This is a genomic window from Microcystis sp. T1-4 (genome assembly GCF_000297435.1).
GTDB lineage: Bacteria > Cyanobacteriota > Cyanobacteriia > Cyanobacteriales > Microcystaceae > Microcystis.
Window position 1 is genome coordinate 1 of sequence record NZ_CAIP01000055.1, and the last position, 8030, is coordinate 8030.

9 protein-coding genes and 4 pseudogenes are annotated in these 8030 nt (G+C 43.7%); 6 read left to right on the forward strand and 7 right to left on the reverse strand.

The window, feature by feature from the left end:
* Positions 1 to 167 precede the first annotated feature (167 nt).
* A pseudogene (locus tag MICAI_RS03095) lies at positions 168 to 374 on the reverse strand (transposase); the annotation flags it as partial.
* Positions 375 to 511: 137 nt separating this feature from the next.
* Here MICAI_RS03095 and MICAI_RS03100 point away from each other — a divergent pair.
* From MICAI_RS03100 to hsdR, 4 genes and pseudogenes are all read left to right on the forward strand, one after another.
* Positions 512 to 745 carry a hypothetical protein gene (locus MICAI_RS03100; RefSeq protein ID WP_008197566.1) on the forward strand — a complete coding sequence of 78 codons (234 nt, stop codon included), beginning with the start codon at positions 512 to 514 and terminating at the stop codon, positions 743 to 745.
* Positions 735 to 959: pseudogene (locus tag MICAI_RS03105) on the forward strand (type II toxin-antitoxin system RelE/ParE family toxin); the annotation flags it as partial. The gene MICAI_RS03100 and the pseudogene MICAI_RS03105, both read left to right, overlap by 11 nt.
* Before the next feature lie 105 nt (positions 960 to 1064).
* Entirely contained in the window at positions 1065 to 1238 is a 174-nt protein-coding gene (locus MICAI_RS25645; RefSeq protein WP_157221716.1) for a hypothetical protein, read from the forward strand.
* A 3-nt stretch (positions 1239 to 1241) separates the two neighbouring features.
* Positions 1242 to 3554 (forward strand): EcoAI/FtnUII family type I restriction enzme subunit R, encoded by a 2313-nt coding sequence (gene hsdR / locus MICAI_RS03115; protein WP_008197574.1) that lies wholly within the window; start codon positions 1242 to 1244, stop codon positions 3552 to 3554.
* Positions 3555 to 3789: 235 nt separating this feature from the next.
* On the opposite strand, the pseudogene MICAI_RS26780 reads toward hsdR, so the two are convergent.
* Together MICAI_RS26780 and MICAI_RS03125 are read right to left on the reverse strand one after the other, a co-directional pair.
* A pseudogene (locus MICAI_RS26780) lies at positions 3790 to 4015 on the reverse strand (DUF4926 domain-containing protein); the annotation flags it as partial.
* On the reverse strand, positions 4012 to 4362 hold the full coding sequence (locus MICAI_RS03125) for a DUF6883 domain-containing protein (protein ID WP_008197578.1): 351 nt from the start codon (positions 4360 to 4362) through the stop codon (positions 4012 to 4014). The pseudogene MICAI_RS26780 and the gene MICAI_RS03125, both read right to left, overlap by 4 nt.
* A 316-nt stretch (positions 4363 to 4678) precedes the next feature.
* Between MICAI_RS03125 and MICAI_RS03130 the strand changes: the two genes are divergently transcribed.
* Positions 4679 to 5125 (forward strand): ubiquitin-like protein, encoded by a 447-nt coding sequence (locus tag MICAI_RS03130; protein WP_008197585.1) that lies wholly within the window; start codon positions 4679 to 4681, stop codon positions 5123 to 5125.
* A 59-nt stretch (positions 5126 to 5184) separates the two neighbouring features.
* Positions 5185 to 5892, forward strand: a complete 708-nt coding sequence (locus MICAI_RS03135; RefSeq protein WP_008197589.1) for a hypothetical protein — start codon at positions 5185 to 5187, stop codon at positions 5890 to 5892.
* Positions 5893 to 6189: 297 nt separating this feature from the next.
* Here the strand turns inward: MICAI_RS03135 and MICAI_RS26785 are convergent.
* From MICAI_RS26785 to MICAI_RS03150, 4 genes and pseudogenes are all read right to left on the reverse strand, one after another.
* Positions 6190 to 6291 (reverse strand): annotated as a pseudogene (locus MICAI_RS26785) (transposase); the annotation flags it as partial.
* 208 nt (positions 6292 to 6499) lie between these two features.
* A complete protein-coding gene (locus tag MICAI_RS03140) occupies positions 6500 to 6724 on the reverse strand; it encodes a Calvin cycle protein CP12 (protein WP_008197591.1) in 225 nt (74 codons plus the stop codon).
* Between the two features lie 246 nt (positions 6725 to 6970).
* Entirely contained in the window at positions 6971 to 7276 is a 306-nt protein-coding gene (locus tag MICAI_RS03145) for a hypothetical protein (protein WP_008197592.1), read from the reverse strand.
* 291 nt (positions 7277 to 7567) lie between these two features.
* Positions 7568 to 8030 (reverse strand): RNA-guided endonuclease InsQ/TnpB family protein (locus MICAI_RS03150; protein ID WP_039899532.1); only part of this gene is annotated, 463 nt, incomplete at its 5' end.

Sequence of the window (8030 nt, forward strand, 5' to 3'; positions counted from 1 at the left end):
AACCAGAGTAATCTCCAAGCTACAATAGACCTCTTGCATAAATCCGAAAACAAACGATAGAAACAATAATGGGAGGGACTTTCAGTTAATTATTTATTAGTAGTTGATAATCTTCAAAAATGTTGCTGTACAAGGATCGACTTAAGACTTTTGCAAGAGGTCTGGTAATAATCGTATACCGTTGACCACGGTGGTAGATCGTGGGGCATGGCTCGCCACTTGATCCCGTTATCGACCCAATAGAAAATCGCGTTGAGAATTTCTCGAATATTTACGGTGCGCGGACGACCGACTCCTTGATGCTCGGGAATCAAGGGTTTAAGGATTTCCCACTCATCATCAGTCAGGTCGGATGGATAGGGTTGTCTTTCCATTTACTTGTACTCTCCTTGTCTCTATTTCTTGCTTACAACCTCTTTTTCGATTCTGTCCACCTTTTTTACATTAATTTACGAACGCTCTCTTAGCCAGTAGAACCGTTAAAATGTAAATAGCGTCTTCCCGTAGCTCCATGATCATCCAAAAAATCATCGACGAACTCCACGAAATCCCTGAAGACCACCTGACTCAGATTTACGAGATCGTTCGATCCTTTCGCCTTGAATTAGAACGGGAACGATCGCACAACCCAGACGACACCCCAGACGAGGAAATCGTTGCCAACCTTAAACAAGGAATGCAAGAAGCCCTAGCGGGAAATACCATCCCCCTAGATCGAATGTGGGAAGACATTGATGTCGATTAACGAAAACCCCATCGAAATTAGACTCACCCCCCGCTTTCAAAAAGATCTCAAAATCCTCGCCAAACGCTATCGATCCATCCGCCAAGACTTACAACCCCTACTTCAGACCCTTCAGACAGGACAAACCCCCGGCGATCGCATTCAAGGATTCAATTTCCCCGTTTTCAAAGTTCGCCTCAAAAACAGTGATATTAAAAAGGGGAAAAGCGGCGGCTCTCCCAGCTTTGGTGGGTAAAATGTATTCTAAGATACATTTCTCAAGAGCGAGGGGGTGGAACGAACCACAAAGACACAAAGGACACAAAGATTGATCGATCCTATGTCAATTAAACTTATCACACAGAACCTAGAAGAGCCAAGCGGCGGTTATCGAGTTATCTACTACCTGCAAACCCAGACCGCCATCGTCCTCATCACCCTCTACTCCAAAACCGACCAAACCGACATAACCGATCGAGCGATGGCGGAAGCCATCAGCCAACTTGATTTCTAGCCCATGAACGAAGCCGAAACCAGAGCCGAACTGGTTGACCCTGCCCTCAAAGCCGCCGGATGGGGAGTCATTCCCGACAGTAAAATTCGTCGCGAGGTTATTGCCCCCGGTCGTCTAATCGGTTCCGGCCGGCGCAGTTCATCGAAAACCTGCGATTATGTCTTAGTCTATCGCGGTCACAAACTCGCCACCTTGGAAGCCAAAAAACGCGACGCGCACCCCACCGAGGGACTTGGGCAGGCCAAGGACTACGCCGAGCGCCTGCAAACCCCCTTCGCCCTCTGTAGCAACGGCCTCCGCATTTATCAAGTGGATACCCGCGCCGGAAAAGAAGGCTATATCGATCGCTACCCCACCCCGGAAGAACTCTGGGCGGCCACCTACCCCGATTCCAACCACTGGCGCGACCGTTTCGCCACCGTCCCCCCCGATAATAAAAGCGGGATGCGGGAGGCCCGCTACTACCAACACAACGCCATCCAGGCGGTTCTAGGAGCGATCGCAGCTGGTCAAAAACGGATGCTCCTGACCATGGCTACCGGCACCGGCAAAACAACGATCGCCCTTCAAATCGCATGGAAACTCTTTTATAGTAGTTGGAACCTCACTGGTGAACCGACCCACCGGCCCTGTATTCTCTTCCTTACGGATCGGAATATTCTGGCTAATCAAGCTTTAACCGAGTTTACCGCCTTCCCCGAAGATGCGCTCGTTAGGATCGAACCGAAGGAAATCCAGAAAACAAAGAAAGTCCCTAAAAACGGCAGTGTCTTTTTTTCGATCTTTCAAACCTTTATGACCCAAAACGGCGAGGAACTGGCCCCTAACTTCCTCGAATACGCTCCCGACTTTTTCGACTTGGTGATCGTGGATGAATGTCATCGGGGCGGGGCCAACGACGAAAGCACTTGGCGAAAAATCCTCGAATACTTCGCCCCTGCTGTACAACTGGGATTAACCGCCACCCCGAAACGGGATCTCAACGGCGACACCTACAAATATTTCGGCGAACCCCTCTACACCTATTTCCTGAAAGAAGGCATTAACGAGGGCTACCTAACCCCCTTTAAGGTGGTTGAATTCACCACCAGCCTCGACGAGTACCAATATGATCCCGACGATGAACTGATCGAGGGCGATATCGACGAAAACAAGGTTTATACTGAATCCGACTTTAACCGGATTATCGAGATCGAGGAACGGGAGCGCCAAAGGGTAAAAATTTTTATGGAGGCGATCAACCAAAACGAGAAAACCCTGGTTTTCTGCGCCAATCAAGACCACGCCCTAGCCATTCGCGATCTGATCAATCAAATGGCCATCAGCAGCGATCCTAACTACTGCGCTCGCGTTACCGCCAACGATGGCAGCTTGGGAGACACCCACTTAAAAAAGTTTCAAGATAACGAGAAAAGGCTCCCCACCATCCTCACCACCTCTCGCAAACTCTCCACCGGGGTGGATGCTAGAAACCTGAGAAATATCGTTCTACTGCGTCCGGTCAAATCGATGATCGAGTTCAAACAGATTATCGGCCGGGGGACGCGCCTTTTCGATAATAAGGACTATTTCACTATCTACGATTTTGTTAAAGCCCATGAAAACTTTAACGATCCCGAATGGGACGGGGAACCGCAGGAACCCGTGGTCATCGATCCGAGGCCGCGCCCCGAACCACCTGACGCGATCGAAGCTCCTCTCGACGAGCCGGATCCTCTGCCGATACGCCAGAAAATTAAAATCAAACTGGCCGACGGCAAGGAACGAGAACTGGAACACACCCAGAAAACAACTTTCTGGAACGCTGACGGAAACCTGATCTCGGCCGAGGAGTTTATCCAGCAGCTTTTCGGGGATATTCCCGATCTTTTTCAAGATGAAGCGGAATTACGCCTTCTCTGGGGCCGACCCGACACCCGCAAATCCCTGCTAACTGGACTCGCGGAAAAAGGCTACGGCGAGGAGCATCTACAGGCGATCGCCCGTATCACCAACACGGAAAACAGTGATATTTACGACGTGCTGACCTATATCGCCTACGCAGCCAGACCCCTGACCAGAGAAGAGCGGGTAATCAAGCACAAAGATTTAATTTTCTCGAAATACACGGGAAAACAAGGGGAGTTTCTCGACTTTATCCTTGATCAGTATATTCGCTCTGGCGTTGGCGAGCTTGACCGGGAGAAATTGCCAAAACTGATCGAGATTAAATATCACACCATTAACGAGGCGATCTCCCAATTGGGAGACATTCAAGAAATTAGCGGGGTATTTATCAGTTTTCAGCCTTATCTCTACTTAGAAGACGCGGCCTAATCCCCCCTGCCACCCCATAGCGGATACACCACAGTTTAGGGTCTTTTGTCAACCGGAAAGTCCAGTAAAGAGCGAGTGAAATCTAAAATTTTTTGTTGCTTTTCCCTGGGTAATTTATTAATTAAAGCTGTTAGCTGTTAAGTAAGTAGTTATAATTAAATTGAAGATAGATTTTGCCTCTGATCCCCCCTGCCCCCTTGATAAGGGCGGTGTCTGACAACTTTTAACACCTAACTAATTAAAGATAACCACGTTTTGCTCTTAGCTTTCCAGATGACAATAAATTGCTGCATTGGCAGAGGACAAAGAGCTATAGTTTCCCCTCGATCATTACTAAATTCAATTTCGTAACAACCATCATTGTAGTCTTCAACGATTGTCCCTTGTTCTCCCATTATTAAGTTATATTCAGGCAAGTCAACTAATAATTCAACAAGGTCAAATAATTCTGGTTTAATCATGGTCTTTTTCTCACATATAAAGTTACTAATCTAGCTGTATCACTATCATGCTCAACAATCCATCCAGTCCTGACTATTTCTTTTTGTCCCGGTTCAATTCCTGTAATTTCTAGATCGACTTGATAACGTTGTCCATGGTTATCTGTACTTTGATAAACAGCGTTTGCTTCAAGAGCTTTGTCGGCAATTTGTTGTAGGAGTGGCTCATGATTATCTTGAGTATATCCTAAGTGCCGTTGAAACATGAGGGCTTTATTTAATCCTTTTGGATTGTCTAAATTAAGAGTATATTGAGTTAATTTCCTAGAATCTATTTTGACTTTGTTGACAATATCTTTTAATTTCATTTATAATCACTACTACCGCTATTAAAGCTTAAAACTCCTTTCCTTATCATTCAATTGCTGCCATTTTTCATCTGCTTTTGAATCGGGGTTAAGCTGTTGACTATATAAATTACTCGTTAAGATTGTCGGGGAGCGCCGGAGCTGCGGAGCAGGGAGAAGCAGTTCGAGCATTTGTACTAAAATTTTCCCTACCCAGTTTAAATTCAGTACAGCTTATCAGGTTTCAAGGATTGTCTTTGTCAATAAGGCTCCCTTGTTGCGTTGAATAATTATGAGAGATATTGTACAGTATTGAAAAATACCCGAGAGAATATCAATGCTTAAAAAATCTAAGAGTACAATTGTTATTTTGTTAACCATTACCTTTTTAGCTTTAGGAGCTACATCAGCAATAGCGATGCAAATTTTTGTCAAAACGATAACTGGCAAAACCATAACTTTAGAGGTTGAGCCATCTGATACAATTGACAATATAAAAGATAAGATTCAAGACAAAGAAGGTATTCTCTCAGAGCAGCAAACTTTGATATTTGCTGGTAAGGTTTTAGAAGAGTGGCGAACTTTAGCTGATTATAATATCCAAAAAGAAAGCACATTACATCTAATCCAAAATTCACCTGTAACTATTTTTGAACCTTCGGTAACAACCGCTCTAATTTTTCTAGGGTTAGGAGCTATAATAGTAAAATCGACGAATCTTGATCAACATCGCAAAAAACCAGACCAAAATGCTTTAAAATCGGCTAAAATAGTTCATAAATGAACTTCCCATAAATAGGGTGGCTGGGGTGATGATTAGTTTAGCATTAGTGAAAATTTGGAATGGTCGTGATTATGATGAAATTATTAGGATGTGTAGTCATTTTTACAAGTTTAGTGAATGTTACACCAGGAATGGCAAATTATTTCCCCCGACAAATTGCCCAAGCGTCTAGAACTTCTTCGATTCAAGGTTATTGTTTTTCGGTCGCTAATGATGATCTGGATTCTACCGCAAGGATTTATATTCAGGGAAATCAAGTCACGGGTCGGGTAGAAGCTACAATTCATAATGAACAAGCATCTTATTATACTTCCTATACTCAAACCTTACAAGGAACAAAAAAGGGAAATCAGTTAAACTTAAATATCACGACAAAAATTGAGTTAGACACCCAAAAAACTCGAGAAATCTGGACGTTAACCGCAGATTCTTTGAATACGGGACAAGAAGTTTATCGAAAAGAACCTTGTTTAGTGTCTCAAATCCGGTTTGCACCAGGAACTAATAGCGCCACCGTTAATCAATCGGTTGTTCGAGGGAGTAGAGATATTTATTTATTAAGAGCGAATCAAGGACAGAGAATGGATCTGAAAATTACATCGTTAGAAAATAATGCCGTATTTGATGTGATTGCACCGAATGGGGAAATATTGAAAACAGAAGCCACCCAATCTAGTTTAAAATTACCAGCCACTGGAAATTATGAAATAATTGTAGGGGGAACTCGCGGCAATGCCAGCTATAAATTAAATGTCAAAATTCAATAAATAGTTTTACTAGGATAAAACTGCTCGATGCAATGGTTCGAGAGAAACCCAACATTCTTAAAGACATCGGTGCGGTGTTCCATCAAGATAAAAGTCCTCTTCTTTTGACCAGTCTTCTGGGACTTGAATAGTTCCAGCCATATCTTCTAAAATGTCCCGAGCATCTCCTCAAGGTTTTTCTGGTATTTCTGCTTCTGAGACGATGGAAATCAGGTAACGGGTATGAGATTTTGCCTGTCTCAGAATGAAAGACTTTACCATCAAAAATAACGGTTAATTGTTTTTATTATTATTTTGTCGTTCTACAGCAGTCTGGCAAGTATGGGAATGTAAATGATCAACAAATTTAAACTCTTTTCTTAGTGCTGTGGTGTAGGGAAATAACTCTGTTTTGCTAAGTACCTAAGCAAAATTAATTACACATATCTAACCACCTCTTGCCTCCTGCTTTTTGCCTCTTGCCTATCTTCACTAGGAAATTAATTTTGCACGACTACTTAACACCACGATTATTCATCTAGCAACGAGGGGCGATCTCTTTATAGTTGAGATCGCCCTAAAGCTAGGATTCTACTGTCAGGAGAGAAAAAACCGCTGCCCGACTCCATTAATCGTCATAAACGCGACACTCGGCGGCATCGGGATTATCATCACAATACTGTTCGAAGTAGGTTTTTTGGGGGTGGTCTTGACGTTGGTGAGCGGCTTCTGCTTGTAATTCTTCCACCGCATCCCAAGCGGCGGCGCATTCGCCAGAGGTGGCACCTTCCGTACTACAGACGGCTCTGGCGTTTTTTCGCTCTTCTTGAATTTTATCTTGGATATTGCTCATGATTCCTCTGGAATTTATCTATTGACACTCTAACAATTATACAGTCACGTTTTCAAACCACAGGATCGGTTATCCCAATCGATCGCCTCTCCTGTGCTATTAAGCCGATCCTAGCGCAATTTTTGGGGAATTTAAGATCAAGATTTCCTGACCGGGCCAATTTTTAGCCCAGATTTCGCACTGGAGAAACGCCAGAGGGATTTCTCCCCGGGATAGACAGCGAGCAGAACCATATACCGACTTATTCTAGGGACTGTGGAAAAAGACTGTTTTGCCGGCAATAGTCAGCATTCCTGTCACCAAAATGCCGACAATGCTAAGGAATCCAATGGTGGTAATGTTGACTTGTGCGTTGAGATCGTCAACCCGCTTTTCTAGTCCCGTAACTTTGGCATGCAAGGCCTTAATATCTCCTTTAATTTCTCCTAGTGGACTGTTTTTGATCGCCTTCTGTCCATTTTCTCGGTTTGTCAGTCGGGATTCGATCGCTTTCTGTCCGCTAACGATTAAATCTTCTAACCTTTTCAGATCATTTTCGGTAACTGCTGTCATCAGTGAAAATCCTCTTAAAGTTGAATTTTTCCTGGTCTCCTCATCAATACTCTATCAATATTTTCTCGGTCGCGCACTCTTACCAACAGTAATTCACAAAAATCAGATTCCCTACTGAGAGCGCCTAGTGATCCCGTCAAAACTGAAACAGTTTTTGATACCGAACCGGCTCTTTATCTCTTGGTTCATCTGGGTTGCAGGGACAGCATCACGCGCATTTATGGCTGTATAATTCAGGTTGATATTATTAATATTGACACTCCCGTCGCGCTTATGCGAGGGATTCTTGGTTCATCGAGTTTCCTTAATCTGACAGGACGTATCCAACCAAACCAGAGGGAATCTCTCCCCAAGCGTATTAGTTTCGGTATGCCCTACCGTACTTAGTCCCTTTTTGAGAATGTTGATAGCGGCGTTAATGTCTCTATCTTCTACATAGCCACAATCGGGACCAATATGGGTTCTTGTAGATAGAGATTTAGAGACTTTTTGACCACAATTAGAACAGTTTTGACTCGTGTTATGGGGGGCTACTGCTACCGTAGCCTTACCATATTTAAACCCAAAATATTCTAACCATTGCCGAAAAGTTGACCAAGCCACATCATTAATAGATTTAGCTAGTTTAGAGTTTTTTACCATGCCTTGAATATTTAAGTTTTCGTAAGCGATGAAATCGTTAGATTTAATGACGCGCAATGCCTCTTTTTCAACAAAGCCTTTACGTTGCCTACTTACTCTTAAGTAGGTGGGT